General features: G+C 59.6%; 27 protein-coding genes. 19 read left to right on the plus strand and 8 right to left on the minus strand.

Annotated features, from left to right (window positions below):
* The first annotated feature begins 6 nt into the window (after positions 1–6).
* The 8 genes from AC2GXZ_RS16980 (at position 7) to AC2GXZ_RS17015 (ending at position 8,227) form a co-directional block, all read left to right on the plus strand.
* Positions 7–954 carry a carbohydrate ABC transporter permease gene (locus AC2GXZ_RS16980; protein ID WP_483760365.1) on the plus strand — a complete coding sequence of 316 codons (948 nt, stop codon included), beginning with the start codon at positions 7–9 and terminating at the stop codon, positions 952–954.
* Positions 951–1,889, plus strand: a complete 939-nt coding sequence (locus AC2GXZ_RS16985) for a carbohydrate ABC transporter permease (protein WP_483760366.1) — start codon at positions 951–953, stop codon at positions 1,887–1,889. Before AC2GXZ_RS16980 ends, AC2GXZ_RS16985 begins: the two co-directional genes overlap by 4 nt.
* Positions 1,886–2,074 (plus strand): hypothetical protein, encoded by a 189-nt coding sequence (locus tag AC2GXZ_RS16990; RefSeq protein WP_483760367.1) that lies wholly within the window; start codon positions 1,886–1,888, stop codon positions 2,072–2,074. The genes AC2GXZ_RS16985 and AC2GXZ_RS16990 overlap by 4 nt, the downstream gene beginning before the upstream one ends.
* 3 nt (positions 2,075–2,077) lie before the next feature.
* On the plus strand, positions 2,078–3,175 hold the full coding sequence (locus tag AC2GXZ_RS16995) for an ABC transporter ATP-binding protein (protein WP_483760368.1): 1,098 nt from the start codon (positions 2,078–2,080) through the stop codon (positions 3,173–3,175).
* Positions 3,168–4,163 carry an ABC transporter ATP-binding protein gene (locus AC2GXZ_RS17000; protein ID WP_483760369.1) on the plus strand — a complete coding sequence of 332 codons (996 nt, stop codon included), beginning with the start codon at positions 3,168–3,170 and terminating at the stop codon, positions 4,161–4,163. Before AC2GXZ_RS16995 ends, AC2GXZ_RS17000 begins: the two co-directional genes overlap by 8 nt.
* 91 nt (positions 4,164–4,254) lie before the next feature.
* Positions 4,255–5,874, plus strand: coding sequence for a dihydroxyacetone kinase subunit DhaK (locus tag AC2GXZ_RS17005; RefSeq protein ID WP_483760370.1), 1,620 nt, complete (start codon positions 4,255–4,257; stop codon positions 5,872–5,874).
* Between the two features lie 323 nt (positions 5,875–6,197).
* Entirely contained in the window at positions 6,198–6,608 is a 411-nt protein-coding gene (locus AC2GXZ_RS17010) for a thiol-disulfide oxidoreductase DCC family protein (RefSeq protein WP_483760371.1), read from the plus strand.
* Positions 6,605–8,227, plus strand: coding sequence for a saccharopine dehydrogenase family protein (locus AC2GXZ_RS17015; RefSeq protein WP_483760372.1), 1,623 nt, complete (start codon positions 6,605–6,607; stop codon positions 8,225–8,227). Before AC2GXZ_RS17010 ends, AC2GXZ_RS17015 begins: the two co-directional genes overlap by 4 nt.
* Positions 8,228–8,292: 65 nt before the next feature.
* Here the strand turns inward: AC2GXZ_RS17015 and AC2GXZ_RS17020 are convergent, their stop codons facing one another.
* The 4 genes from AC2GXZ_RS17020 to AC2GXZ_RS17035 form a co-directional block, all read right to left on the minus strand.
* A complete protein-coding gene (locus tag AC2GXZ_RS17020; protein ID WP_483760373.1) occupies positions 8,293–8,754 on the minus strand; it encodes a 2'-5' RNA ligase family protein in 462 nt (153 codons plus the stop codon).
* A 574-nt stretch (positions 8,755–9,328) separates the two neighbouring features.
* Positions 9,329–9,844, minus strand: a complete 516-nt coding sequence (locus tag AC2GXZ_RS17025; RefSeq protein ID WP_483760374.1) for a flavin reductase — start codon at positions 9,842–9,844, stop codon at positions 9,329–9,331.
* Positions 9,845–9,863: 19 nt separating this feature from the next.
* A complete protein-coding gene (locus AC2GXZ_RS17030; protein ID WP_483760375.1) occupies positions 9,864–10,469 on the minus strand; it encodes a malonic semialdehyde reductase in 606 nt (201 codons plus the stop codon).
* Complete coding sequence (locus tag AC2GXZ_RS17035) at positions 10,469–11,293, minus strand: alpha/beta fold hydrolase (protein ID WP_483760376.1); 825 nt, start codon at positions 11,291–11,293, stop codon at positions 10,469–10,471. Before AC2GXZ_RS17035 ends, AC2GXZ_RS17030 begins: the two co-directional genes overlap by 1 nt.
* A gap of 256 nt (positions 11,294–11,549) precedes the next feature.
* Between AC2GXZ_RS17035 and AC2GXZ_RS17040 the strand changes: the two genes are divergently transcribed.
* The 9 genes from AC2GXZ_RS17040 (at position 11,550) to AC2GXZ_RS17080 (ending at position 20,715) form a co-directional block, all read left to right on the plus strand.
* Positions 11,550–12,467, plus strand: a complete 918-nt coding sequence (locus AC2GXZ_RS17040; protein ID WP_483760377.1) for a LysR family transcriptional regulator — start codon at positions 11,550–11,552, stop codon at positions 12,465–12,467.
* Positions 12,468–12,594: 127 nt separating this feature from the next.
* Positions 12,595–13,704, plus strand: coding sequence for an LLM class flavin-dependent oxidoreductase (locus AC2GXZ_RS17045; RefSeq protein WP_483760378.1), 1,110 nt, complete (start codon positions 12,595–12,597; stop codon positions 13,702–13,704).
* 5 nt (positions 13,705–13,709) lie between these two features.
* On the plus strand, positions 13,710–14,111 hold the full coding sequence (locus AC2GXZ_RS17050; RefSeq protein ID WP_483760379.1) for a RidA family protein: 402 nt from the start codon (positions 13,710–13,712) through the stop codon (positions 14,109–14,111).
* A 51-nt stretch (positions 14,112–14,162) separates the two neighbouring features.
* Positions 14,163–15,158, plus strand: a complete 996-nt coding sequence (locus tag AC2GXZ_RS17055) for a BMP family protein (RefSeq protein WP_483760380.1) — start codon at positions 14,163–14,165, stop codon at positions 15,156–15,158.
* Between the two features lie 8 nt (positions 15,159–15,166).
* Positions 15,167–16,675: an ABC transporter ATP-binding protein gene (locus AC2GXZ_RS17060; RefSeq protein WP_483760381.1), complete on the plus strand. Its 1,509-nt coding sequence runs from the start codon at positions 15,167–15,169 to the stop codon at positions 16,673–16,675.
* Positions 16,672–17,784, plus strand: a complete 1,113-nt coding sequence (locus tag AC2GXZ_RS17065; protein WP_483760382.1) for an ABC transporter permease — start codon at positions 16,672–16,674, stop codon at positions 17,782–17,784. The genes AC2GXZ_RS17060 and AC2GXZ_RS17065 overlap by 4 nt, the downstream gene beginning before the upstream one ends.
* Entirely contained in the window at positions 17,766–18,704 is a 939-nt protein-coding gene (locus AC2GXZ_RS17070; RefSeq protein WP_483760383.1) for an ABC transporter permease, read from the plus strand. The genes AC2GXZ_RS17065 and AC2GXZ_RS17070 overlap by 19 nt, the downstream gene beginning before the upstream one ends.
* 258 nt (positions 18,705–18,962) lie before the next feature.
* Positions 18,963–19,754 (plus strand): helix-turn-helix domain-containing protein, encoded by a 792-nt coding sequence (locus AC2GXZ_RS17075; protein ID WP_483760384.1) that lies wholly within the window; start codon positions 18,963–18,965, stop codon positions 19,752–19,754.
* 64 nt (positions 19,755–19,818) lie between these two features.
* A complete protein-coding gene (locus AC2GXZ_RS17080) occupies positions 19,819–20,715 on the plus strand; it encodes a DMT family transporter (RefSeq protein ID WP_483760385.1) in 897 nt (298 codons plus the stop codon).
* A gap of 64 nt (positions 20,716–20,779) precedes the next feature.
* Here AC2GXZ_RS17080 and AC2GXZ_RS17085 read toward each other — a convergent pair whose 3' ends face one another.
* Positions 20,780–21,181, minus strand: coding sequence for a Rid family hydrolase (locus AC2GXZ_RS17085; RefSeq protein ID WP_483760386.1), 402 nt, complete (start codon positions 21,179–21,181; stop codon positions 20,780–20,782).
* Positions 21,182–21,397: 216 nt separating this feature from the next.
* Between AC2GXZ_RS17085 and AC2GXZ_RS17090 the strand changes: the two genes are divergently transcribed.
* On the plus strand, positions 21,398–22,408 hold the full coding sequence (locus AC2GXZ_RS17090) for an aldo/keto reductase (RefSeq protein ID WP_483760387.1): 1,011 nt from the start codon (positions 21,398–21,400) through the stop codon (positions 22,406–22,408).
* Positions 22,409–22,476: 68 nt separating this feature from the next.
* On the opposite strand, the gene AC2GXZ_RS17095 is transcribed toward AC2GXZ_RS17090, so the two are convergent.
* Positions 22,477–22,620: a hypothetical protein gene (locus AC2GXZ_RS17095; RefSeq protein ID WP_483760388.1), complete on the minus strand. Its 144-nt coding sequence runs from the start codon at positions 22,618–22,620 to the stop codon at positions 22,477–22,479.
* A gap of 382 nt (positions 22,621–23,002) precedes the next feature.
* Between AC2GXZ_RS17095 and AC2GXZ_RS17100 the strand changes: the two genes are divergently transcribed.
* The gene (locus tag AC2GXZ_RS17100; protein WP_483760389.1) at positions 23,003–23,839 is read left to right on the plus strand and encodes a D-hexose-6-phosphate mutarotase; all 837 of its coding nucleotides are present in this window, start codon (positions 23,003–23,005) and stop codon (positions 23,837–23,839) included.
* Between the two features lie 195 nt (positions 23,840–24,034).
* Here AC2GXZ_RS17100 and AC2GXZ_RS17105 read toward each other — a convergent pair whose 3' ends face one another.
* Complete coding sequence (locus AC2GXZ_RS17105; protein WP_483760390.1) at positions 24,035–24,256, minus strand: hypothetical protein; 222 nt, start codon at positions 24,254–24,256, stop codon at positions 24,035–24,037.
* Positions 24,257–24,468: 212 nt separating this feature from the next.
* Positions 24,469–26,175, minus strand: coding sequence for a malate dehydrogenase (quinone) (gene mqo, locus AC2GXZ_RS17110; protein ID WP_483760391.1), 1,707 nt, complete (start codon positions 26,173–26,175; stop codon positions 24,469–24,471).
* Between the last annotated feature and the right edge of the window lie 271 nt (positions 26,176–26,446).

The following is a 26,446-nucleotide window of genomic DNA, read 5'->3' on the forward strand; positions in this document are numbered from 1 at the left end:
AACATCATGCTCCAGTCTTCGATCGACCAGATTGCCCAGGCGACGCCGCCTGCAGTCGCAAACCGCGTCAGGGGCCTGTCGGACAGGGCTGTTGCATGGATATTCGTGGCGCCGTCGATCTTCCTGTTGCTCGCGGTCAACATCTTTCCGCTGATCTGGACGATCCGGCTGAGCTTTACCAATTTCCGCGTCAACAGGCCGAATGCGGATATCGAGTTCGTCGGGCTGAAGAATTACGTCGCCATCCTGACCAGCGACGATATCTGGCAGACGATGCAGGCCACGGCGCATTTCCTTATATGGACAATCGTACTGCAGGTTCTGATCGGCTTTTCGCTCGCCTACCTGATCAACAAAAAATTTCGCGGTAACGATTTATGGACGACGATCATCGTCCTGCCGATGATGCTGAGCCCTGCCGTTGTCGGCAATTTCTGGACATTTCTCTACCAGCCGCAGATCGGCCTCTTCAATTATGCGGTCGGTTATCTCACTGGAACCGATCCATCTGCATTCTCGATGATCGGCGATGTATCACTGGCGCCCTGGTCGATCGTCATCGTCGATACTTGGATGTGGACGCCTTTCGTCATGCTGATCTGCCTTGCCGGCCTGCGTTCGATTCCCAACAGCATCTACGAGGCGGCGGAATGCGATCGTGCCAGCAAGTGGCGGCAGTTCTGGACGATCACCATTCCGATGGTCCTGCCGTTCCTGATGCTTGCGATCCTGTTCCGAGGCATTGAGAACTTCAAGATGTTCGATCTCGTCGTGCAATTGACCGGCGGCGGACCCGGGTCGATCACCGAACTGACGTCGATCAACCTCAAGCGCGAAGCCTTCGAGAAGTGGCGTACCGGTTATGCCTCGGCCTATGCGGTCATCCTCTTCGTCACGGTCTTCGGCCTCGCGTCGATCTATGTCAAAGCCCTGAACAAGGTGAAACAACGATGAGCTATTCCGTCACCGAACCTTCGGGTCGCCAGAAATGGATCGCGGGCACGCTCGTGGTTGTTTATGCCGTCATCACGATCCTGCCACTGCTGTGGATCATAGGCACCAGCTTCAAGTCGCCGTCCGACGCAATTGCCTATCCGCCGAAGACACTTTTCGAGCCCACCCTTGAGGGTTATGTCAATCTCTTCACCACCCGCACTCGGGCGACACCGGAAGAACTTCAGGCGCTCGGCGAACCGGTGACCTGGTACGACAAGATCGTAAGGCGAGACGGTTTCATCATCGCAGGGCCGTCGCGGTTCAGCGAGCGTTTCACCAACTCGATGATCATCGGTTTCGGTTCCACGGTGCTCTGCATCGTGCTTGGTACGGCTGCGGCTTACGCTTTTTCTCGCTTCAAGGTGCCGCTCAAGGACGATCTTCTGTTCTTCATCCTGTCGACGCGGATGATGCCGCCGATCGCGGTGGCCATTCCGATCTTCCTGATGTTCCGCAACCTTGGCCTCAACGACACCCATGCGGGCATGATCCTGCTTTATACGGCGGTCAATCTGTCGCTCGCCGTTTGGCTGTTGAAAGGCTTCATCGACGAGATCCCCATCGAATACGAGGAGGCGGCGCTGATCGATGGCTACACCCGCTTCCAGGCTTTTTGTAAAGTCGTGTTGCCGCAGGCGATGACCGGCATCGCATCGACGGCGATCTTCTGCCTGATCTTTGCCTGGAACGAATATGCCTTTGCGGTCCTGCTGACCTCGGGCAATGCGCAAACAGCGCCACCATTCATCCCGACCATCATCGGTGTCGGTGGGCAGGACTGGCCGGCGGTCGCTGCCGGGGCGACGATCTTCCTTGTTCCCGTCATGGTTTTCACCATCGTCCTGCGCAAGCATCTGCTGCGGGGGATCACTTTCGGAGCCGTGCGCAAATGACCGCTTTTATCACCGGCCTGCGCCGCCTTCGCCGCGGTTCCTGGGAAATGGTTGCATCCATCCTGATCGCCGCCGGGGTGGTGATGCTGATGCAGCCGTTCTTTCTGTCGCTGTTTTCCTATTCCTTCGTCGTCACCCTGACGGGCACGGTCATGTTCATCATCGTCAGCCATTTTCCGGAGTAATTCATGGCTCAGATCAGGATACAGAATCTGCGCAAGGAGTTCGGGGCGTTCACGGCGGTGCAGTCCTCCTCCTTCACCGTCGAGGATGGAGAATTCTTCATGCTGCTTGGTCCGTCGGGCTGCGGCAAGACGACGACGCTGCGGATGATGGCCGGGCTCGAATTGCCGACGGCCGGTGAGATTTTCATCGACGGCGAGGAAGTGGCCCAGAAACCGGCAAGCCAGCGCGACATCGCCTTCGTTTTCCAGATGTTCGCGCTCTATCCGCACATGAATGTACGCAAGAACATTTCCTATCCGCTCGTCAGCCAGGGCATGCCGCGGGCAGAGGTGAAAAGGCAGGTGGAAGACGTAGCACGTATCCTGAAGATCGAGAGCATTCTCGATCGCCCGGTCGGCGGCCTGTCCGGAGGCGACCGCCAGCGCGTGGCGCTCGGCCGCGCCATCGTGCGGCGCCCCAAGGCATTCCTCATGGATGAGCCGCTCGGAGCCCTGGATGCAGAATTCCGCGAACACATGGCGGAGGAGTTGCGGGCGCTGCACGACAGGATCGGTGCAACAACGGTTTATGTCACCCACGACCAACTGGAAGCCATGCAGATGGGCGACAAGATCGTCGTGATGAACCATGGCGTGGTCGAACAGTTCGGCAAGCCGCAGGAGATCTATGACTGGCCGGCGACCAAGTTCGTTGCCAAATTCATCGGTTCGCCGGCGATGAACTTCTTCGACTTCGAAGGGGCGATCAATCCCGGTGGGCAAAGCATCGAACTTGCCGGGACACATGTTGCTGTGCCGCAATCGCGCGACGGGGCGATGGGACAGCTGACGCTCGGTGTCCGACCGGAGCATATCCGCTTCAGCGACAAGTCCGGTTATCGCGGCCGGGTTATCGCATCGGAATATCTCGGAACCACCCAGATCGTCACGCTCGACACCCCGAGCGGCGAAGCAAAGGCGCGGACCTCTTCGGGGAATACCGTGAGATACGGTGATCTCATCGGCCTTGAATTTGATCCTTCCATGATCACCATCTTCGAAAGCGCCAAAGGCAAGGCCCTGGTTTCGGCCGGCAATGAGGGAGTTCTGCGACATGGTTGAAATCGTTCTGGAAAACGTCACCAAGGCGTTTGGCGGATACAAAGCGATCGACGATGTCTCGCTGATCGTCCCGAACGGCTCGTTCGTCGTGCTGCTTGGGCCGACGGGGGCGGGCAAAACAACGACGCTGCGGCTGGTCTCGGGCCTCGATAAACCGGACCAAGGCGATATCCGCTTCGGCGGGCGCTCTGTACGTGACCTGACACCGGCACAGCGCAATGTCGCAATGGTCTTCCAACAATACTCGCTTTATCCGCATCTGAGCGTGCGGCAGAACCTTGAGTTCCCGCTCAAGTCACCGCTTCTGAAAACCCCGCGGGACGCGATTGACAGGAAGGTTGGCCAGATCGCCGAAATCCTGCAGATTTCTCACAAGCTCGACAACAAGGCGACGGCCCTGTCCGGTGGCGAGATGCAGCGCGTCTCGATCGGTCGCGCTCTGGTGCGCAGCCCGCAGATCTATCTGATGGACGAACCGCTGAGTTCGCTCGATGCAAAGCTGAGGGCGGACCTGCGCGTCGAGCTGAAAAGCATTCAGGCCAAGTCCGGCGCGACGCTGCTGTATGTCACGCATGACCAGATCGAGGCGATGACGATGGCCACCCATATCGGGGTGCTGCATGAGGGCAGGTTGGTGCAGGTCGGCTCGCCGCGCGAGATTTATGAACGCCCGATCAGCCTCTATGCCGCCACCCGGCTCGGCCAGCCGCGCATCAATATTCTCGACGCCGACATCTTTCCCGATGCCCCGCTCGGCGCGGTCAAGATCGGCCTGCGACCGGAGCACATCGCCCAAGGGGATGGCCAGGAGGCCATCGTCAAGCGGGTCGAGCATCTGGGAGACCAGACGCGTCTGCACCTGTCCTTGAAAAATAGCGATCTTACGACCGTGGCCGACGCGCATACGAGGCTGAGGACCGGGGATACGATCAGGATCAGCCCGCAAAAGCCGCTCTATTTCAACGCCGATGGACTGCGCCTGAATTAGAAAAGCATGCCTGACCCGTGCGTCTTTTTGTTCAAGTGCATGACAGGCGTAAATTCGCATATCTGCCAGATTGATTTCGAGGGAGGCCCGCATGGCACAGTTCATCAACAGACGAGAGGATGTCGTCACCGAGGCAATCGATGGCCTTCTGGCCATGAGTGGAGGGGCACTCACCCGGCTTGACGGCTATCCGCATATCCGCGTGGTCCTGCGCCGAGACTGGGACAAATCACGGGTGGCGCTCGTTTCCGGTGGTGGATCGGGACATGAGCCGGCGCATGCGGGGTTTGTCGGCGAAGGCATGCTGACGGCCGCCGTTTGCGGGGACGTGTTCGCATCTCCGAGCGTTGACGCCGTGCTCGCCGGCATTCTTGCCGTGACCGGGCCGGCGGGTTGCCTGCTGATCGTCAAGAATTATACCGGCGACCGCCTGAATTTCGGCCTGGCAGCCGAGCGAGCCCGCTCTTTCGGCCTCAATGTCAACATGGTGATCGTCGGCGACGACGTGGCGCTCCCGCATCTGCCGCAGGCTCGTGGGGTTGCCGGAACGCTGCTGGTTCACAAGATCGCCGGTGCTCTTGCCGAAAGCGGCAGGGATCTCGATAGCGTGACGGAGGCTGCGAGGCGGGTCATCGCCGGAACGAAGAGCATTGGAATGTCGCTCGACACCTGCACGGTTCCGGGATCGCCGAAGGAGGACCGCATCCCCCCTGGCATGGTGGAGCTTGGCCTGGGTATCCATGGCGAGGCGGGCGTGGAGCAGATCGGTTTTATCGATGCGAAAAGTGCCATGGCCGCAGCAACAGAGAAGCTGGCCGCCGCCATGGGCGAAGGCCAACATGTCGCTCTCATCAACAACCTCGGTGGCACATCAAGCCTGGAAATGTCGGTGCTGGCGCATGAGCTTTTCGTGTCGCAGATCGGCGCGCGCATCTCCCACGTCGTCGGCCCCGCGCCGATGATGACGTCGCTCGACATGCACGGTTTCTCGATTTCCGTTTATCCGGCCAGCGCGGCGGATCTTGAGGCGCTTGCCAAATCGGTGCCAATGGCTGCCTGGCCGGGCCTGTCTGCGGTGAAGCCGATCCTTGTCGAGGGCCTGCCGGACGGCCTGACGCCGATCATGCCACTGCCTTCCGATCACAAGGACACGCGCGACTTCCTGGTCAAATGCTGCAAGGTGCTTATCGCCGCGGAAAAGGATCTGAATGCGCTCGATGCAAAATCCGGCGACGGTGACACGGGTTCTACACTTGCCAGTGCCGCACGCGCGCTGATCAATGCCATTGACCGGCTGCCGCTGTCCGATCACACCCAGCTCTATCGAGCGATCGGGCAGGAACTCAGCCAGACGATGGGCGGCTCCTCCGGTGTTCTGCTCGCGATCTTTTTTGCGGCGGCAGGGGATGCATCGTCCAGCGGACTGCCGACGACCGATGCACTGAAGGCGGGCCTTGCCCGAATGCAGGAGATCGGCGGCGCGCGTCTGGGCGACCGCACCATGGTCGATGCACTTTCCCCGGCGCTGGATGTCCTTGAAAAAGGCGTCGGTTCGGCGGCGGTTGCAGCGCGCGCTGGGGCCGATCTCACCGCGACCTTCATCCAGGCCAAGGCCGGCCGCGCCACCTATATCAACGCGAGGCAACTGGAAGGCCATGCAGACCCCGGCGCCGAAGCCGTCGCCAGGCTGTTTGAGCATTTGGCTGCGTAAGTCGGACCTGAAGAATCAGATCAGTCACCACATCCAAGCGATAGCCGTGTAAGAATGCATCATATCGAGGTGATCTCAGAGAAGTATCAGGCCTGTGCCCGAAGACGTAACCGAGTTGTTTGCTGGCTCGGCCAGTTACATTGTCCGCTTTCGTAAAATCTGAAGCATGAGATAGTGGATCGCGCGACGAAGCCGAAAGAAGTTGGTTCGCCAGGTTTCGTCGCCACGCGGGAACGCGCATGACCACTCAATTGCCTTGAAGTCGTTAACCTGCAACCGAATAACTGTTGCCCGACAGCTCTCTGCGGGAATAGCATATCAGCATGAGCGCCAAAGACGTCCCCGGCCCAGTCATCGTCTTCGATGCCGAATGCATCCTCTGCTCGGCAAATGCCCAGTTCGTACTGCGTCACGACCGCTCAAGGCGATTTCGCCTCGCATCGATGCAGAACGAGTTCGGCGCCGGGCTTTATCGTCGTTTCGGGATCGATCCAACCAAACCTGATACGCTTATTGTTGTGATGGGGGAGATGTGTTTGCGTGATAGTGACGCGGTGCTGACGATCTATTCGGGGCTTGGCTGGCCCTGGAAGATGATTTCCGTCTTGCGATTGATCCCGCGGTCGCTTCGTGACCCCCTCTATTGCTGGATCGCTCGCAATCGTTACCGGGTGTTCGGACGGCGCGCCACCTGCTGGGTGCCGTCGCCGGATTATGCAGACCGCGTCCTTTGAAGACAGTCATCGTTCTCGGCGGATACGGTGGATTTGGCGCGCGTCTTTCGCGGCGGCTTGCCGAGGACGGCTGGATCGTGCTTGTCGCCGGACGGAACAAAGACAAAGCCAAGCAGTTCGCGGCGGGGCTCCCAAACGCCCGGTCGCTGGTGGCCGACCGCAACGCCGATCTTGAGCCTATCCTTGAAGAATATCGCCCGTTGCTGTTGATCGATGCGGCGGGACCGTTTCAGGGCAGCCATTACCAGGTGGTGGAAGCCTGCGTTGCATGTGGGGTCCACTATATCGATCTGGCCGATGCGCGGGATTTTGTCGCCGGCATCACGGAACTGGACGGGCAGGCATGTACTCACGGCGTGGTGGCCCTCGCCGGACCCTCCAGCGTGCCCGCTCTGTCAGGCGCCGTCATTGACGAGCTTACCAAGGATATGGAGGAGGTCCGGTCAGTTGCCATATCGATCAGCGCTTCCAGCCGGGCAAGTGCGGGATCATCGGTCGCGACTGCCATCCTCTGCTATGTCGGCAAGCCGCTGAAGCTTTGGCGCGGCCGGCGATGGGTGCGGGAAACTGGCTGGCACAGGCTGAAGCGTATCAATTACAGCCTTGCGGGCAGGGCGCCGATTTCGCGGCTGGTGGCACTCTCGGACGTGCCTGATCACGATATCGTGCCGGCGCGGGTGAGGGGCCGACCCTCGACGATCTTTCGCGCCGGGCCGGAATTCACCTCCCAATTGCTGGTTCTTTGGCTGTTGAGCTGGCCAGTCAGGTGGCGCTGGATCTCGTCCTTGTCGCCGCTTGCCCGCTGGTTGCGGCCCCTGCAGAAGCTCGGTACCCGTTTCGGCACAGATCGCTCGGCGATGATGGTGGAGGTCAAGGGCCTGTCTGCCGGCGCATTGCTGAACCGCCGCTGGACGTTGATCGCCGAGGATGGATGCGGGCCGGAAATCCCGACGATGGCGGCACATCTGCTTGCAAATGCCATTGCAGAAAGGAAGGTCGCAGTAGGCGCAAGATCTGCGGCGGGAGAATTGCCGCTTGCGGCATTCCACCCGCTGTTTCAGAGATTGGCGATCTTTCAGGAGACGGAGACGCGGATCTATGTGCCGCTTTACAGGCGGGTGATGGGCGAGGCTTATGACATTCTGCCGCCGCCACTACGTCGGATGCACGAGATTTTCGGCGACGGTGCAGCCAGCGGCACTGCGACGGTTACCCGCGGGCGATCGTTTCCCGCATGGCTGGTCGCCGCGATGATGCGATTTCCACCGGAAGGGGATTATCCTCTGCATGTCTCTTTCGAAGAAGATGGCGGGGTCGAGTGCTGGACGCGTGATTTCGGAGGCCACAGATTCAGCAGTCGGTTGAGCCAATCCGGCCGCTATCTCACGGAGCGTTTCGGGCCTTTGCGGTTCCTCTTCGAAATACCCTCGGATACGGAGGAACTGAGGATGGTGATGCGCAAATGGTCGCTCCTGTCCATCCCTATGCCGCTGGCGCTGGCACCGAGAAGCGAGGCACGGGAATGGGCAGAGGGCGAGGATTTCTGCTTCGATGTGCCGATCGCGTTGCCGGTGATCGGCAAGGTGGTGCATTACAATGGCAGGCTTAGATGTGTGTAGCGATCAGATCGTCATGTCCGACAAAGCGTGACGGCGATCGTGTCTCATCAGATCAGGCTGCTGCTTCAGCCGTTGAACTTGATAGATGCTTCCTTCTGCCAGGGGCCGCTTAGGTATCTCCACAGATCGAGACCGGTGATCAGGATCTGGGATGGTGAGAACTGCGCAGTCAGTTCGTTATGGAGCCTGTCTGCGCGCGTTGTCGAAACCTTGTTCTGGATGGTGATATGCGGTTGCCATGTCTGAAGGTCCTGGGGCCCCAGCCAACCGCTGAAAATAAGCTTCAGCTCCTCGCGAACGGCCGCAAGTTCCGGACTTGTGACAATGAACGCAACACCTGCGCCCAGATGGCGGACGCCGATGACCTCCGCGACAATCTCGCGACGATGATTTGCTACCGTCGTCAGGTGCTGGACGACCTGATCCATGTATTCACCCGGCAGTCGATGAAACATCGTCACATGAGCCGACAGGAAATTCCGATCCGGCGGGAAATGCATCTGGCGAAGGTGGTTGAAGGGTCTCAAATCAGTTTCCGCAATTTGCGCGGTAACGATCAAGGGCAAACGCGTTTTCAATATATCGTCCTGTCATGAGCACCGTCAGCAGGCAATATTATAACCATCAGGGAATTGCGATGAACAGCAGTTGCCGCCCGGAACTCGCCGGCAATCGTGATGTGTGGCCGCCTTTGTGATCAATCGTTGTCGACTTGCGGAGGGAGATGCTAGGCGTGCCCAACGGATTGGATAAAATCTCCGATCGTCGCTGGCGATCGGATTTCTTCACGTCAACACGCCTGTTGCGGCCGCTTTTTAGGCAAATCGAGATGGATGATTGCGATTTTCGCATAGCTGCATTGTGGCCGAGCGCCTGACACAGGGCGGAGAATGGCTATATAGATCGATTTAACGAAGCGCTGCACCTCCTCCCGCAAAGCTTCGTATCTCAGGTGCCCACTCCTCCTCCCAGGGGTACCTGTTTGAACAGCAGCATTCCTCCTCCCGGCTGCTGTTCAGTTGATTTCGAAAAGCCTGCCGCACCTCCTCCCGCGGCAGGCTTTTTCGTTTGCCTTACAGATTGGATCGGCGGCGTTTTTTTTCAGATAACGTGGTAGGCGCGATCGAAATAGACGAGCCCGCGTCCCTCACTGCGCGCTTTCAGCGCAAGAACCTCGCAGACGATGATGTCATGGCTGCCGCTTGAATGAATTTCGGAAATCCGGCAGTCAAAGGCCTCTATGGCGTTTTCCAACACCGGCGAACCGGTCTTGATGGTTGTCCAGGACCCCAGATTAAATCGCTCGGCGGCAGGAGTCTTGCCACCGAAGAGTTGGCACACGGGCTGGTGTGTATCGCCAGTGACGTTGACGCACAGGACGCCATTCTCGATCAAGGGCCGATAGGCCGATGAATTCCGATTGATGCAGACGACGAGGCTTGGCGGCGCGTCGCTGACGCTGCAGACGGCCGTCGCGGCAAATCCGGTTCGCCCGCCCGGACCGTCGGTCGTAACGATGTTGACCGCGGCACCGAGCCGCGACATCGCATTGCGAAAATCCGTCCTCAAGAGCTCGGCGGATTCTTCTGGCGGAGACTGTTGTGCGGCTTGCATCATCAACTGGTTTTTCCTTTTCTCAGGCAATTTTGCAGGCATCTGCAAAATCGAGGCGAGGCAAGCGCGCAAACAGCTTTGATGGATCGCCCTTGCCGAGATTGATCAGGAAATTCGATTTCCAGGTCGTGCCGTCAAGAAAGGCTGCATCCACCATCTGACGATCAAAACCTGAAAGCGGGCCGACATCCAGCGCGAGGGCGCGGGCGGCGAGGATCAGGTAGCCGGCCTGCAAAGTTGCGTTGCGAAAGGCCGTCTCCTCGGCCAGTTCCGGGCTGCTGGTGAACCAGGAGCGAGCGTCGCCGTGTGGGAAAAGTTCCGGTAATTTGTCGTAGAAGGTCGTATCGTAAGCAGCGATCACGGTGACCGGCGCCGACATCGTTTTGGCAAGGTTGCCCGATGACAGGGCTGGCTTCAGTTTTTCCTTAGCGTCGCCGCTGCGGATAAAGATGAAACGCGCTGGTGAGCAATTCGCCGATGTCGGGGCGAGTTTGACGAGATCGTAAAGTTCGACCAGGGTTTCATCGGAAATCTCGCCGTCGAGCCAGCCATTATGCGTGCGGGCTTCGGTAAAGAGTGCGGCGAGCACCTGATCGTCGAATGCAGTCAGATTGTTGTGTGTCGTCATCACAAGGCCCTCGCGGCACCGACTGGAAGGGCATGCTCGCTACGCAGGAAGGACAGCACCGCGTGATTAAAGCTTTCCGGTTCGCAGACGGAAACGGCATGCCCGCCATAAGAGAGAATCTGCAGCGTTGCGCCCGGTATGTGCCTGGCAAGTTCCTCAGAGCAGAGCGGCGGTGTCAGGATGTCATCCTTCGCCACGAGAATAAGGGTTGGGGCAGTGATTTTCGGGAGATAGGCCAGGCCGTTGAAACTGGTGACGGCTTCGATGCGGGCATCGAGGATTGTCTCGGTCGTCGAGCCGGCAATGGCTGCAGCCATGTCTTTTTCCAACCTCGGCCATTCATCAGAAACGAAGCGTGGGGGGTATAGGAATACCGGTGAGGCGCGGTGATAGCCTTCCTTGCCATGGCCTTGCAGAAGCAGTCGGCGCAGGTCGAAGCAGAGCATCATCTGCGGGCAGAGCGTTGCCCAGGACGCATAGAGTACCATCCGGTCGAGCCGCTCCGGATAACGGGCACCAAAGACCTGGCCGATCGCGCCGCCGGTCGAATGACCGAGCAGGCTTGCTTTCTCGATGCCGAGTGCATCCATCAGGCCGATCAGGTCGTCGGTCAGCAGTTCGACGCTATAGGCCTGTTCGGAGCGGGTGCTGCGGCCGGTACCGCGATGATCGTAGCGAATGACGGTAAAATGCCGCGACAAGGCTTCGACATTGACATCCCAATAGGATGCGACGCCGGCAAGCCCGGTGACGAGCAGGAGCGGCGGTCCTTGCCCGGTAATCTCATAATAGCATTCATCGCTGCCGATTGTCGCGAAAGGCATTGTCTCTCCTGGTCCCTCAAGGGAAACTGAGGCGAAGTCGGGCCGCCTCGAATTCTGTATCGCTCGCCGCATCACTCCCCTGGCCGATCGTGTTTCGCTCAAGGGTAATGTGACAGTGACGAGGCATAGCAACTCCGCCGCCACCTGCCGTAGTTCAAAGTGGTTCTCGGCCTGTTGCCCGTTTTAGAACGCCAGGAAGATCGCCTTGGCACGAAGCTTGCGTTTATTTCGCCGCCTGAAGCCGGAGGGATGCGACGTGAATCTCAACACCTACAAATATTTCAACGAAGTCGCCGAGACACGCTCGATCCGGCGGGCGGCCGACAGGCTGCATGTCGCGCCATCGGCGATCAGCCGGCAGATCGCCATCCTTGAGCAATCCTTGGGCACAATGCTTCTGGAACGGACGAATACCGGCATCCAATTGACGCCGGCAGGCGTCGTGCTCGAACGGTTCACCCGTCACATGTTCCGCGACATGGAACGGGTGCAGGAAAGCATACGCAGTCTGAAGGGACTTCGGCTGGGGGAGGTGAAGATCTGGGTGATCGAAGGGCTGATCATGGATTTTCTGCCGCGCACGATTGCCGATTTCAACGAACAGTTCCCGGCGATCAAGTTCTCCGTCTATTCGGAATCGTCCGACCGTATCGCCGAGGCCCTGACCCGGGACGAGGCTGATATCGGGATTGTCTACAACCCCAAGGGCCGGCCGGGGATCGAGATCATGGCGCAATATTCCGAACCGGTCATGTGTCTCGTCTCGCCCCATCATGATTTCGCCAATCGCGAAAAGCTGTCGCTTGCCGAGATCTGCAGCCAGCAGATCGCCCTGCCGGTGACGAGCTTTGGCCTCCGGCAACTGTTCGACCAGGCGATTGCTCGCAATCGCTTTGCGCCGGACATCGTCGTCTCCACAAACAATCTGGAACTGACAAAGAACCTGGCGATCACCGGCCGCACGCTGGCAATCGCGCCGGTCATGGCGGCGCGCAAGGAGTTGAGCGACGGGCGGCTGCGCGCCATCCCGATCGATTCCCCCGATTTTACCGAGGCAACATCGGCGGTCTGCATCCATCGCGACCGGCAATTGTCCTATGCGGCGAACGAGTTCCTGAAGCGCCTCGTCAAGGCGTTCAAGACGGCCACGGAGTCGTCCAGCCACCTGCGGTAGCAGGCACCTCGTGTTGCCAAAGTGGCAACATGACATGGATCACATTCGATTACGTCTCTCAAAAAATTGCTGTTAGCGTACCCACCATGAAGACGGGCCGGGCCCGCAGAATTGAAAGGCAGACCTCATGACTTCCGAACAGACTTCCGTCGAACTTGGCGTATTCCTGCCGGTCGGAAACGGTGGCTGGATCACATCCACGACGAGCCCTCAGCTGCCTGCAACCTATGAATACAACAAGCAGGTCACGCTTCTGGCGGAAGATCTCGGTTTCGATTTCGCTCTCAGCATGGCCAAGTGGCGCGGCTACGGCGGCCCCAGCCAGCATTGGGATATCACACTTGAGTCTCTGACGACCATGTCCGGTCTTGCCGAGGCGACCAGCCGTATCGGCGTCTGGGGCACGATCCACACGATGATCTTCCATCCGGCCGTGGTTGCCAAGATGGTGGCAGTTCTCGATCAGATTTCCAATGGGCGCTTCGGCCTCAACCTCGTGGCCGGCTCCAACCCAGCCGACCAGGGCCAGATGGGTCTCTGGCGCGAACTCGATCACGGCGGCCGCTATGAGCTTGCCGAGGAATGGATCACCGTTGCCAAGCGCCTGTGGAGCGAAGACCGCGTCGATCACGAGGGCAAGTTCTATAAGCTGACCGACTGCATGTCGAACCCGAAGCCCAAAAAACAGCCGCCGATCATCTGTGCCGGCGCATCCGACAGCGGCTTCCGTTTCACCATCAAGAACTGCACCGGCAGCTTCCTGCTCGGCAGCAACCGGGACGATTTCGTCAAGACGGGCCTGCGCGCCAAGGAGCTGGCGGCCGAGGTCGGGCGCACCGACTTCAAGACCTACGGCCTTTTCACCATCGTTCCGGATGCCACCGACAGGCAAGCTCAGGAGCGGGTCGACTATTACAATTCCGGTGTCGATGTCGAAGCGCTGGACAATCAGACGCGGGAATATTCCTCCGACCCGAGCCTGAAGCAGAACACGATGGCCAACCGTTTCATCGCCCAGGGCCAGTCGCGCAACTCGATGTCGCCGGCAGCCATTGTCGGCTCGGCCGACACGATCGCCGACCGTCTCGCCGATATCGTCATCAATGCCAGGCTCGATGGCATCACCGTCATCGTGCCCGACTTCATCGATGACCTGAAGACCATCGGTGTCGACGTGGTCGCGGGCCTGAAGGAACGCGGCGTATCGACCACCGCCTACGCACATCAGCACGGGTGAACGAGATGACCGTGATCAATCCCGAGGGCCTGAAACAGCAGAGCTATTACAACCACGTCAAGATCCGTCCGGGGGTGCCTGTCCATGCGACCGGTCAGGTATCCTGGGACGAGAATGGCGAGGTGGTCGGCGCGGGTGATATCGATGTCCAGGTCGCCCGGACCTATGCCAATATCGGTCACCTGCTGGCGGCCCTTAAGGCGACGCCGGACGATATCGTCAAGACGGTAACCTATGTGACCGATCCCGGCTTTGCGCCCGCCATCCATCGTGGCCGGCTGAAATTCTTCGACGGTGTGGAGCTTCCCGCCAGCACCTTCATCCATGTCGCGGGTCTCGCCGATCCGCGCCTGATGCTCGAGATCGATGTCGTCGTCATGGTTTCGGCCGACCTCAAGGATCTCTGAGCAGACCATCTTCCGCATCATTCGCCAACACCAATAAGGGGAACCCTGCGCATGATTCTTCTCTCGACAACCAGACGCCATATCCTGGCTCTTGCCATGGGGGCGGCCATTCTTTCGACCGGCCCGCTTGCCACGCCGCGGGCAGCCTATGCTGCCGATCCGGTGGAGATTGCGGCCCTGTTCACCGGTTCCGTCACCCAGGGCAACTGGGATGTGCCGGGTTATGCCGCCTTCGACAAGATGGCCAAGAAATACAGTTTCAAGCCGTCCTATATAGAGAATGCCACCTATGAGAAGGCGCCGGCAATCCTGCGTCAGCTCGCCTCGCGCGGCGTCAAGATGATCATCTGCCACAGCTCGGGCTATTCGGCGGCGATCCAGGAAGTCGCCAAGGAGTTTCCAGATACCCAGTTCGTTCTCTACAGCTACGCATCCTCCACCGGTGGCCTGAAAAACTACACGGCCTGGTCGGTGGACTGGGACCAGTATGGTTATGTCACCGGCGCCGTTGCTGCGGCATCGAGCAAGAACAAGCATATTGCGATCATCTCGGGCGAGGAAATTCCGTCGGCGAAGCGCGCCCAGGAATTCACCATCAAGGGTGCGAAATCACTGGTTCCCGATATCCAGGTCGACACGGTTTATACCGGCTCGTTCTCGGATGTCGCCAAGGCGAAGGAAATCGCAACCGGCGTGATCGCCCGCGGCGCCGACGTGCTTCTGCCGTCCGCCGACCTTGCCGATGTCGGCACCCAGCAGGCGGCCGACGAGGAAGAGGCGCATACGATCGGTGCCTATATGGACCAGAGCCCCGCCTATCCGAATGCGGTGATCACCAGCACCGTTCTCAATTTCGACAAGGCCTATGACGAGATGGGCCAACTGATGACCGAAGGCAAGCTGGACGGCAAGATCCACACGATGGACCTGTCGAACGATGGCTGGACGCTGCAGAAGCCGTTCAAGCATGTCGATGCCAAGGTCGAGACCGATGTGTTTGCCACGATGGCGAAGATCGCCAAGGGCGAGATCGACGTCGAGAAGTAAGAGACCCGATGCAGAACCGCCCGTATGTCCAACTGACCGGTGTGTCGAAGAGTTTCGTTGCCGGCCACCCGGTTCTGGAGGACGTTTCGCTCGCCTTCCGGCGTGGCGAGATCCATGCCATCCTCGGCGAGAACGGAGCCGGAAAGAGCACCTTGCTCAACATCCTTTTCGGTATGCACCAGCCGGATACGGGCGGTATTCTTCTGGAAGGCCGCCAGGTCATCCACACATCGCCTGCCGATGCGATCGCCAATCGCATCGGCATGGTCCACCAGCATTTCAAGCTGGTGCCGAGTTTTACCGTTGCCGAGAACCTGAGGCTCGCGGCCTCGCCTTCGGCCCGCAAGCTTCTTGTTCGCAATGCCGATATCGAAAAGATCGCAACGGATTACGGCTTGCCGGTCGATCCCAGGGCGATCGTCGGCGACCTGCCGCTATCGCTGCAGCAGCGCGTCGAGATCCTGAAAGCGCTGATCAACCGGGCGGAACTCATCCTGTTCGACGAACCGACGACCATTCTCAATCCGGCGGAGATCGAGGCCTTCTACCGCGTGCTGCGACAGATCGCAGGTGACGGCCGCGCCGTCGTCGTCGTCACCCATCACCTTGAGGAAGTGCTTACCCATGCCGAGCACGCCTCCGTCATCCGTCGCGGCAAGCTGATCAGCTCGGCGCCTGTTGCAGACCGCAACCGTGCCGATTTCGTCCGCGAAATGGTCGGCAAGTCCGTCGATCTCGATACGCCGCTCAAATCCGACCATGCCGTGAACGGCGCGATCGAGATCGCCCTGAAAGGCGTCAGCGTGGCGCCGACCCAGTCGTCGTCGGGCCTGAACAATGCTTCGCTGACGTTGCATGCCGGCGAAGTGGTCGGTGTTGCCGGCGTCGAAGGCAATGGCCAGCGGGAGCTGTTCGAGCTTCTGGCCGGCATGCGCCAGCCCGAAAGCGGCAGTGTCGAGGCAAAAAGCCGTCACCCGGACGGCCGCGCCATTGCCGGTCTCGTGCCGGAAGACCGACACCATGAAGGGCTGGTTCTGGATCTGCCGGTTTCTGTCAATCTCCTGCTCAACAGGATCGGCGAGCAACCCTATTCCCGTCACGGCCGGCTGATGCATGGCGAGATCGCGAAAAAAGCTGAAGAGATGCGCGCCGCGTCCGATGTTCGGGCCCGCTCCGTCTCTGTCACGCCGCGCACGTTGTCGGGCGGCAACCAGCAGAAGATCGTGCTGGCGCGGGCGCTGAACGAGGATGCGCCGACCGTGATCGTCTATCAGCCGACCCGCGGGCTGGATGTTGCGGCCAGCGAAGAGGTGCTGAAGCGGCTGCGCGAGGCGGCCAATGGCGGCAAGGCGGTGCTGATCATTTCCAGCAATCTCGATGAAATCCTGCGCGTCAGCGACCGTATCGTCGTCCTCTATGCAGGGCAGACGGTTGGCGAAGTGACAAGCGATACACCACGCGAAATCATCGGTGACCTGATGACCGGCGGCGGCAAACAGGGGAGTGTCCACGCGTGACGCCGATCAGCCAAGGACAATCCGACAATTCGACGATCACCGCCACGAACCGCATGAACGACCTCATGAAACGCCTGACCGGGTCGAATGCCTTTCTGGTGCTGATGTCCTTTGCCGTCAGTCTCATTGTCGGCCTCTTCATCCTGACCAGCCTTGGCGTCGAACCGGTCGAGGCGCTGGGCGTGATGGTCAAAGGAGCCTTCGGCTCGAAAATGGCGATTGGCGACACATTGGTGTTCATGACGCCGAGACTACTTGCGGCGCTGGCCGCCCTGATTGCCATCCGCTGCGGTTTCTACAATCTCGGTGCCGAGGGTCAGCTTCAGCTCGGGGCGATCGGCGCGGTCCTGCCGGCGACCTTGCTACCGCCGGAATTTGGCATTCTGCTTGTGCCGATCTCGATCGTCAGCGGTGCGTTGTTCGGTGCCTTCTGGGGCCTGATCCCGGTCCTGTTGAAATTGTGGCGTGGCGCCAACGAGATTATCGTTACGCTGATGATGAATTTCATCGGCATCTATCTGGTCAAATATCTGGTGCAGGGTCCGCTGCAGCCGGAAGGGTCGGATTTCAATATGTCGGCGAAGATCGCCGATGGAGCGATCCTGCCGGTCCTGGTCAATGGTACGCGGCTGCATGCCGGCGTGCTGCTTGCCCTTGTGGTCGCTTTGGCTCTGTGGTGGCTGCTCTATCACAGCACATTCGGTATCAGGCTGCGCGCTGCGGGCCTCAGCCCGAAGACCGCCCGCCTGCAAGGCATGCCATTGTCGCGGCTGATCGTCAGTTCGATGCTGATCTCCGGCGGCGTTGCCGGGATTGCCGGTGCCGTCGAGGTGCTCGGCGTGCAATATCGATTGATCGATGGCTTTTCCTCCTCGCTCGGTTTTGACGGGCTGGCGATCGCTTTGCTCGGCAGTCTCGAACCGCTCGGCGCGGTGGTCGTGGCGATCTATTTCGGCGCGATCAGCAGCGGCACCGTCGCGCTGCAGAGCACGCTCAGCATTCCCGCAGCCCTTGCGCTGATCATGACCGGGCTGCCGATCATCTTCCTGGCATGCATCCATGGATACAGGTTCCTGAAAGGACGGCCGCTATGGTCTTCGACCCGATAACGATCAGCCTGCTTCTGGCTGCCGCGATCCGTCTCGGCGCGCCGATCCTGCTTGCTTCGCTCGGCGAACTCGTCTCGGAACGGACGGGCGTGCTGAATATCGGGCTCGAAGGCATCATGCTGTTCGGCGCCTTCGGCGCCGTGTTCGGCCTGCAGCTGACCGGCATGCCCTATGCCGCCGTCGCCTTCGGCGCACTCTGGGGCGTGCTTGCCGCCGGCGTGCTGGCCTTTGCCGTCGCATTGCTTCGGGCCGATCAGATCGTCGTCGGCATCGGCTTCAATATCCTGGCACTCGGCGCCACTTCGCTTTTGCGCGACATGGCGCTGTCGCCGGCCTTTCAGGCGCCGTCGCTGCGCAGTGTCTCGGCTTATCGCATTCCTTATCTCTCCGAATTGCCGATTGTCGGCCGCGCCGTGTTCTCGCAGAGCCCGATCCTTTATGGCGCCGTCTTCGTCGCCATTCTGTTCTGGGTCTTCTTCCGCTATACCCGCCTCGGCCTGATCTTTCGCGCGGTGGGCGAAGGCGCATCCGCAGCCGACGCTGCCGGCATTTCGGTGACGAGAATCCGCTTTGCGGCGATGCTCGTCACCGGCATCATGACCGGTATTGCCGGCGCCTACCTGACGCTGGTCGCATCGGGTGGTGTGTTCGTCGACAACATTACTGGCGGGCGCGGTTATCTTGCCGTCGCGGTCGTTATTTTCGGGCGCTGGCATCCAATCTGGGTGATGCTCGCCTCGATCTTGTTCGGTGCCGCCGACGCCCTGCAATACCAGGGGCAGGCGATGGGGCTTTCCATCTCGCCGCCGCTGCTGCTGATGTCGCCCTTCGTGCTGGCGCTCATCGCCTGGGTCTTGGTCGGCAAGAGCAAGGCCGGGCCAAGCGAGATCGGCATTCCCTTCCTCCGTGGCCAGAAGTGACCGGAAGCAGGAAGGAAATATCTGATGCTGAAATTCTTCTGCTTCGATACCGAACTTCTTGTTGAAACCCGGCGCATGTCTGCCTGGGCGCACGTGCTAAACGGTTTAGGTGCTAAATCCGTGTGTGACGTATCCCCGCAAAATTTTAGGGCTTCGCTTTCCGGTCTCAAAGCGCCCTGGGGTTTCGCCCTGGCGCGGCTTACCCTCTCTGCGCAACACATCTCACTCGATACCAGGGCCATCTCCGGCGGCATATGGTTGGCGCGTATTATCCGCGGTGCGGGCACATTGCGGACCGAACGGGGCAGTATTGCGTTTTCGGCCGGGGACGTGCTTGTTGGCAGACTGCCGCGAGAAATGCGCCTGACAGCCGGCGGAGAAACCTGCATCGATTATGTGCAATTCACCGGATTCCATAACGGCTCGCGCCTGTCGTCTCTCGCGACGCCAGCCATTGCGCTTTTGCTTGCCGCCGACCAAGGCTCGACGACCTTCCTCGCGGATATGCTGGGGCTGGCAACGGCGCGCATCGAAAATATTACCAGCGATGAATTGCGACCGCTGGAAATCACGCTTGTCGAATTCCTGATGGCGGCGATCGCCACGACCGCGGCCGCTGCCAGTCTTATCGACGGATCGCGGTCCAGGAACGCGATAGCGCTGCGGGCAACCCAGGCAATCGAGCTTAAACTCTCCGATCCCGATTTGTCGCCGAGCGGTCTGGCGGATTATCTCGGCATCTCTCTGCGTTACCTGCAAAAATTGTTCGAGGATACCGGCGAAAACGCCAATCATTATATCCGCCGGCGGCGGCTGGAACGATCTCATCAGGATCTCGCCGATCCACTCTATTCCGGCCTGTCGATCGCCGAGATCAGCTATCGCTGGGGCTTCAACGATTCCGCTTACTTCAGCCGCGCCTTCAAGGAGCGTTATGGCGTCTCGCCATCGCAGCACCGCGAGCATGGGCGCTGGCATGAGGTTGCCTGGCTCAAAACGCAGGCCGTATCGGCCATGTCACGAAATTCCGGCTTGCGGATCGCCCGCTGACGCTTCAGGAACAATTCCTCACCACCATCCCAGGCCACCGTCTGTGGCTTTCTCCGAGACATCGATGTCCAATTCATCTCTCAGCACTCCCGCCAGCCGGGGTGCCGCCCATGTAAACGCCTCCACGGGCATCGTTCTGATGCTGCTTGCGGCGATGTTCATTGCATTGATCGATCCCGCGGCCAAATATGCGGGGCGGCATCTTCCGGTGCTGCAGGTGGTGTGGGCGCGTTACGCCTTCGGCAGCCTTACGGTCCTGTTGCTGTTTCGGCCCGGTCTTGATCCGCGCCGCTGGGGCGTTCGACGGCCGTTGCTTCAGGCACTGCGCGCCGCCTGCCTGTTCGGCTCCACTGCCTTTAATTTCCTTGCTCTTCGCAACCTCGGTCTGGTCGAAAACCAGGCGATCGTCATGCTCGGGCCGGTGGTGATTTCTGCCCTGTCGATCGCCATCTTCCGTGAACGTCTCAGGCTCCTTGTTGGGCTCGGCCTTATTCTCGGCCTGACGGGCGCCATGATTGTCATCCAGCCGGGCGGCGAGGTGTTCAAGCTCGCGGCTCTCTTTGCCGTCGGCAATGTGTTGAGTTATGCTTTTTATGTGCTCTTGTCGAAGCGACTGCTCCTCAGCGAAAGTATGCTCAGCCTCAATATCGTGGCGGTTGCCTTGCCGGCAATGGTACTCACCATTGCCGTTATGCCGGTCTGGCAATGGCCAGAAGATATCAGTGGCTGGATCGCGATGGTGACGGTTGGTGTGATCGGAGGCCTCGGCCACTATTTCCTCGTTATCGCCCATCGCCATGCCCCGGCAAGCACGCTGGCGCCGCTTGCCTATACGCAGCTCTGCTGGGCCTTGCTGGTCGGTGTTCTGGCGTTTTCGGAAATTCCGGCCACGCATACGATCGTCGGTGCGATCATCATCTTCGTTTCGGGTGGACTGATCATGGCGTCAAGCCGGCGATGAGGGCCGCCGATGAAGGCAGGCGAGGTGGCCCTGAAAGGCCACTTCAAACATCAGGGCGGCGAGATCAGCCAGCAACGACGGCTGTGGTGATGATCTCGACCAGATATTCGGGCTTGACCATATCTGCCTTCAGGCAGGCTCGTGCCGGCAGATTTTCCTTGAAATATTCGACATAGACCGAATTCATCGCATGATAATCGGCAAGGTCCTTCAGGAAGATCTGGTTGAAGGTGACGTCGGTCATCTTGCCACCGGCGGTCTCGATGACTTCCTTGACGCTGTCGAGGACACGTCGCGTCTGGGCGATGATGTCGCCTTCGCCGACCGTGCTGCCATCATAGGGGTCGGTTGACAACATGCCGGCGACATAGATGTGGTTGCCGGCCTTGACGCCCCAGTTGAGATGGTTGGTGCCGTTTGCCGTCTTGCCGACGATCCAGTCCTTCGGATGGATGGGAGTGTTCATCGAAAAATCCTTGTTCTTTCTTGCTGTAAGCCGCGATCCGCATCGCCGGTGGCAGCATAGTAGTGCCTGCCGTTCCGATGCGTTTGGACAAATGCGCACAATATCCGGACGGACGCCGACATATGGTTTCCGATGCCTGCCCTGCTTGATAGAGGCAACTCAAAAGCAACGCGTGCTGCCTTCGCAAAGGGCTGGCTCGACTGAAGGAGACGATCGATGAAGTATAATTATCTCGGCCGAAGCGGCGTGAAGGTTTCCGAACTCTGCCTTGGAGCGATGATGTTCGGCGGCGCCGCCGATGAACGGGCGTCGATCGATATCATTGCCTCGGCGCGGGATGCCGGCGTCAACTTCATCGACACGGCCGACATGTATAATGGCGGCGAGTCCGAACGGGTGGTCGGAAAGGCGATCGCCGCTGACCGCGACCACTGGGTTCTCGCCACCAAGGTCGGCAATCCGATGGGCGCCGGTCCGAACGAAAAGGGCATGTCGCGCAAGTGGATCATGCAGGCGGTCGATGCGAGCCTGAAACGTCTCGGTACCGACTATATCGACCTCCTCTACATCCATAAGGCCGATTTCGACGCGCCGGTGTCGGAGATGGTGCACGCTTTTGCCGACCTCGTCCGGGCGGGGAAAATCCATTATTTCGGCATTTCCAACTTCAAGGCCTGGCGTATGGCCGAAACGGTGGCGCTGGCGAAGGAAGCCGGCATCCAGGGGCCGATTGCCACCCAGCCGCTTTATAATCTCGTCAATCGGGAGGCCGAGGTGGAGCATCTTCCGGCAGCGCAGTTCTACGGGCTTGGTGCCGTCACCTACAGTCCGCTTGCCCGCGGCATTCTGACGGGCAAGTACAGGCCGGATGCAGCTCCCGAACAGGGCAGTCGTGCGGCCCGTGGCGATGTCCGCATGATGGAGGCGGAATGGCGGCCGGAATCTCTGGCCGTGGCAGAGCGTCTGGTCCGGCATGCCGAAGCGAAAGGCGCCAAGTCGGCGCATATCGCCCAGCAATGGGTGATGCGTAACAGCTTTGTCTCCTCGACGATCGTTGGCCCACGCACGATGGAACAATGGCAGGATTATCTCGACGCGCTTGATTACCGTTACACGGAAGCTGATGAAGCCTTTGTCGACCAACTCGTTGCGCCCGGCAAGACGTCAACGCTCGGCCCAAGCGATCCTCATCATCCCGTCGAAGGCCGCAAGCTCGTCGCGATCTGAACGAAGGGAGATGTCGCAGCGTGCTTCGTGTACGCTGCACAGACATCCGATGTGTGGCGGGAAGCGGGTCAGTTCGCCGCGTTCGGGATATGTTTGACTGATGGCTTGTGCGTGTACGACAGGCGATGAAAACGCATCGGCGAAGTCGAAGCCCCATCTTGCAAAAATTCGGAGCGCAGATCGAGCTCCACTGTGATGCCGAGCTTGCGCATTGGATGCCTGTTTCCCGCATCACGGATTGTGGGCGTCACTCTCCCCGAGATCCGAGCGATCGACCTGATTTCACATACGTGATCAAAGTCATTTCGTCGCATTGCAGCGAATGGGTCTAGCGAGAAGCTGCAATTGGATTGAACAATGCAGCGCTTACGCCGCAGCAGGGATATCGTCCGATACGGATCAATTCCGGCAGAAACTGTCGATATCGGCTGCAGGATAGGCCAGCACTAATTCCCGAAAAGGGGCTTCCGGTTCGTCAAAAGCGTTGTGGCGCATGTCGATGGCGCCGTGCGGCTGGTCGGCGGAATAAGCTGAGGATGAAACACGCGCCGGCGAGTTCCCGGCGCGACGCAATTTGAAAAGAGGAGGATGGCTATGAGTTCATTTGAGGAAAATCCCGAGGTTATACACCTTGTTTCGCCTGGCGGCGCGGCTGCCACCGTTCTGTATCACGGTGCCCAGCTGGCATCCTGGCGGTCTGTGACGGGCATGGAAAACATCTATCTGTCGAAACGCGCCGATTTTTCGCCTGGCAGTTCCGTGCGTGGCGGCGTGCCGATCTGCTTTCCGCAGTTTTCCACTCTCGGTGAATTGCCGTTGCATGGCTTTTTCCGCAACCAGACCTGGAGGCCGGTCGCGGGCGACGGAGCGGCCAGCGCTCGATTGCGATTGACCGACACTGCTGAAACACGCGCGATCTGGCCGTATTCCTTCAAAGCCGAGCTTCAGGTAACACTTGCCGACGATAACATTGAGATCACCTTGTCGGTGGAAAATTCCGGCTCCACCGCCTTTTCCTTTACCGCTGCGCTCCACACCTACTTGCAGGTGGACGCGATCGAGGAAGTGACCATTACCGGTCTTCGAGACACCCGTTATCTCGACAAGCTCGAGGACAACGTGATTTGCACCGAAACGGACGAACAATTGCGGATCGACCGCCCGCTCGACCGCGTCTATTACGGTCCCGTGGGGGAGCCGACCCTGGAGGAAGTTGGTCGCAAGCTGCGCATCTCTGCGCAGGCAATGCCGGATACGGTGGTATGGAACCCCGGTCCCGAGCGATGCGCAACAATTGCAGACCTGCCTGATGACGGCTGGCGACATTTCGTCTGCATCGAGGCCGCCGTCGTCGACCTGCCTGTTTCCCTGGCTCCTGGCGAGACATGGCGTGGCGGGCAGCGGTTGACGGAGATTGATGGCAATACCTAGCCGGCGGACAAGTAGCGTTTTCCGATCGATCTGCATTCATTGGGTCGATCGGAGACAATCATGTCGCGCGCTTCACGATCCCCGACGTCCGGTGAGCCCGCTCTGAATGACGTCGTGCTTTCCGGCTTCATGAAAGCGGGTCTCGCGGGTGAGGACCCGGCTGTCCCTATGCGCAACGACCTTGTTCAATAACCGCTAAGGGAGCTCCTTGAGCATCATCAGCCGACTTCCGGGCGCAAATGCAATGATCTTGTCCTGTTCGAGCGCATTCAGCGCCGCCATGATTTCATCCTGCGAATACCCTGCAGCATTCAGCGAGACGCCGATGTCGAACAACTTGATCGTCATCTCGGGCTTTGCCTTCAGGGCGCGGAGCCTCTCGGTCAAGGCAGCTTCTGTGTCTTCAAATCGGCTCATATCGTTATCTTAACGAAAATCCGGTCGATTTGTCTCCATAACCATGCCGCTCCCGCCTTTTACGGTTGGCCGGCGACGAAGCGGGCCTCATGAAGGACAGCAAGACACTGCCCATATCTGCTGTCTGTCCATCACTCTGACCGATATGTCTTTTCAAAGGGTATGGCCGCATGTCTCGGGTAACGCGAAACATACGGCCACCACGCGTTCTTTTAGAGGGCGATATCCGATGTATGTTCGACGACACCCGCCGGCGTCTGGTCGCCGGGGCGAACTGCAACTGCCGGATTGATGGCGGGCGGTGCGATGGCCAGTTCCAGTCGTTGCGCCGTAGCGTCCCACTCCTTGGCGAGGATGTCGGGCTTTTCGTTCAGCTTGATGCCGTAGCTTGGAACGATCCGGTGCACCTTGTCCTGCCACTCCGGTGTTGCAAGCTTTTCTGCAAACACCTTCTTCAGCACGTCGAGCATGATTGGCGGAGCTGTGGAGGCGCCCGGTGATGCACCCAGAAGGGCAGCGATACTGCCATCCTTGGCCGCGACGATTTCCGTTCCGAGCTTCAGCGCGCCGCCCTTGTCCTTGTCGCGCTTGATGATCTGGACGCGCTGGCCGGCCTGCCAGAGGCGCCAATCGGCCGCCTGTGCCTTGGGGAAATATTCGCGCAGCGCCACCAGTCGGTCTTCGTCCGACAGCATCAGCTGGCCGGCGAGATATTCGACCAGATTGAACTCATCCAGCCCGACCTTCATCATCGGCCAGATATTTTCGAGCGTGACGGAGGCCGGAAGGTCGAAGAACGAGCCTTCCTTCAGGAACTTCGTTGAGAAGGTGGCGAAGGGGCCGAACAGGATATGGCGTTTGCCGTCGAACACACGTGTGTCGAGATGCGGCACGGACATTGGTGGCGCCCCGGTCGATGCCTGGCCGTAAGCCTTGGCGAGATGCTGGTTGACGATCTCCGGCTTGTCGCAGACGAGGAAAGAGCCGCCGACCGGGAAGCCGGCATAATCGTCGCCTTCCGGGATGCCCGACATCTGCAGCAGCGGCAGCGCGCCGCCACCTGCGCCGAGGAAGACGAATTTGGCCTTGATCGTGCCGCGCTCGCCCGTCTTGGTGTTCTCGTAGCCGACGCTCCAGGTGCCATCTGCATTGCGGTTGATCTCCTGGACTTCCGAGGAGGTGCGCAGGTTGAATGTCTGGAGGCTCTTAAGGTGAGCCACATACTGATGGACAATCACGCCGAAATTTACGTCGGTACCAAGTGGGCACCAGGTGGCTGCGATCTTCTGAGACGGATCGCGGCCATCGATCATCAACGGCACCCACTTGGCGATCTCAGCGGGATCTGTCGAGAACTGCATGCCGGAAAACAGGGGGCTTGCCTTGAGTGCCTCGTGTCGTTTGCGCAGGAACTCGGTGTTCTCATCGCCCCAGACGAAGCTCATGTGCGGCGTCGAGTTGATGAAGGAACGCGGGTCCTTGAGAACGCCCATGTCGATCTGGTGGGCGAAGAACTGACGGGTTATCTGGAAACCTTCGTTGATCTCCACCGCCTTCTCGATATGGACTTTGCCCTTGTTGTCCTGCCGCGTGTAGTTCAGTTCGGCAAGTGCCGAGTGACCGGTGCCAGCATTGTTCCAGCCATTGGAGCTCTCCATGGCGACATCGTCGAGCCGTTCTAGCATCTCGATGGTCCAGGACGGTTCCAGTTCACTCAGCAGCACGCCGAGCGTCGAGCTCATGATCCCGCCACCGATAAGGAGAACGTCGACCGATTTCTCGACGGCTTCTGCCCAGCTGGGGACGGCCGGAAGAGAAAATGCAGCCGCACCTGTCGCAGCCGAGCCGAGCAACTGGCGGCGGCTGAGCGTGACGCGATCTGAATGAGCTGTGGGGATGCTTTTGTTTTCGCCGGGCATCTGGTACCTCGTGACTGTGGCGTTGGTAGAGCCGCCACACCGCAGCGTGATGACCTTCAACGGGGATGAAGGTCGGCTACGGACACGTTGTCGCGGCTACGATTTGTCGCAGGACACATGCGCTCGGGACGAAATCAAAGCCATTAAATTAGAATTTAGTATTGAACCGCTCACCTTTGCGCATATCGGATCGGCACGGTCTATGTCTGCCTGAGCAACGGCTGGTGGACGCTGGTCCATCCCGTTCCGTTGCCTGGATAGCTGCCCGATG

The organism is Aliirhizobium sp. YIM B11859, from assembly GCF_057163345.1.

Bases quoted from the DNA above. Each gene is read 5' to 3' on its own strand.
- AC2GXZ_RS16980 (WP_483760365.1), top strand. From the start codon at position 7: ATGCTCCAGTCTTCGATCGACCAGATTGCCCAGGCGACGCCGCCTGCA.
- AC2GXZ_RS16985 (WP_483760366.1), top strand. From the start codon at position 951: ATGAGCTATTCCGTCACCGAACCTTCGGGTCGCCAGAAATGGATCGCG.
- AC2GXZ_RS16990 (WP_483760367.1), top strand. From the start codon at position 1,886: ATGACCGCTTTTATCACCGGCCTGCGCCGCCTTCGCCGCGGTTCCTGG.
- AC2GXZ_RS16995 (WP_483760368.1), top strand. From the start codon at position 2,078: ATGGCTCAGATCAGGATACAGAATCTGCGCAAGGAGTTCGGGGCGTTC.
- AC2GXZ_RS17000 (WP_483760369.1), top strand. From the start codon at position 3,168: ATGGTTGAAATCGTTCTGGAAAACGTCACCAAGGCGTTTGGCGGATAC.
- AC2GXZ_RS17005 (WP_483760370.1), top strand. From the start codon at position 4,255: ATGGCACAGTTCATCAACAGACGAGAGGATGTCGTCACCGAGGCAATC.
- AC2GXZ_RS17010 (WP_483760371.1), top strand. From the start codon at position 6,198: ATGAGCGCCAAAGACGTCCCCGGCCCAGTCATCGTCTTCGATGCCGAA.
- AC2GXZ_RS17025 (WP_483760374.1), bottom strand. From the start codon at position 9,844: ATGATGCAAGCCGCACAACAGTCTCCGCCAGAAGAATCCGCCGAGCTC.
- AC2GXZ_RS17030 (WP_483760375.1), bottom strand. From the start codon at position 10,469: ATGACGACACACAACAATCTGACTGCATTCGACGATCAGGTGCTCGCC.
- AC2GXZ_RS17035 (WP_483760376.1), bottom strand. From the start codon at position 11,293: ATGCCTTTCGCGACAATCGGCAGCGATGAATGCTATTATGAGATTACC.
- AC2GXZ_RS17045 (WP_483760378.1), top strand. From the start codon at position 12,595: ATGACTTCCGAACAGACTTCCGTCGAACTTGGCGTATTCCTGCCGGTC.
- AC2GXZ_RS17050 (WP_483760379.1), top strand. From the start codon at position 13,710: ATGACCGTGATCAATCCCGAGGGCCTGAAACAGCAGAGCTATTACAAC.
- AC2GXZ_RS17055 (WP_483760380.1), top strand. From the start codon at position 14,163: ATGATTCTTCTCTCGACAACCAGACGCCATATCCTGGCTCTTGCCATG.
- AC2GXZ_RS17060 (WP_483760381.1), top strand. From the start codon at position 15,167: ATGCAGAACCGCCCGTATGTCCAACTGACCGGTGTGTCGAAGAGTTTC.
- AC2GXZ_RS17070 (WP_483760383.1), top strand. From the start codon at position 17,766: ATGGTCTTCGACCCGATAACGATCAGCCTGCTTCTGGCTGCCGCGATC.
- AC2GXZ_RS17080 (WP_483760385.1), top strand. From the start codon at position 19,819: ATGTCCAATTCATCTCTCAGCACTCCCGCCAGCCGGGGTGCCGCCCAT.
- AC2GXZ_RS17085 (WP_483760386.1), bottom strand. From the start codon at position 21,181: ATGAACACTCCCATCCATCCGAAGGACTGGATCGTCGGCAAGACGGCA.
- AC2GXZ_RS17090 (WP_483760387.1), top strand. From the start codon at position 21,398: ATGAAGTATAATTATCTCGGCCGAAGCGGCGTGAAGGTTTCCGAACTC.
- AC2GXZ_RS17095 (WP_483760388.1), bottom strand. From the start codon at position 22,620: ATGCGCAAGCTCGGCATCACAGTGGAGCTCGATCTGCGCTCCGAATTT.
- AC2GXZ_RS17100 (WP_483760389.1), top strand. From the start codon at position 23,003: ATGAGTTCATTTGAGGAAAATCCCGAGGTTATACACCTTGTTTCGCCT.
- AC2GXZ_RS17105 (WP_483760390.1), bottom strand. From the start codon at position 24,256: ATGAGCCGATTTGAAGACACAGAAGCTGCCTTGACCGAGAGGCTCCGC.
- mqo (WP_483760391.1), bottom strand. From the start codon at position 26,175: ATGCCCGGCGAAAACAAAAGCATCCCCACAGCTCATTCAGATCGCGTC.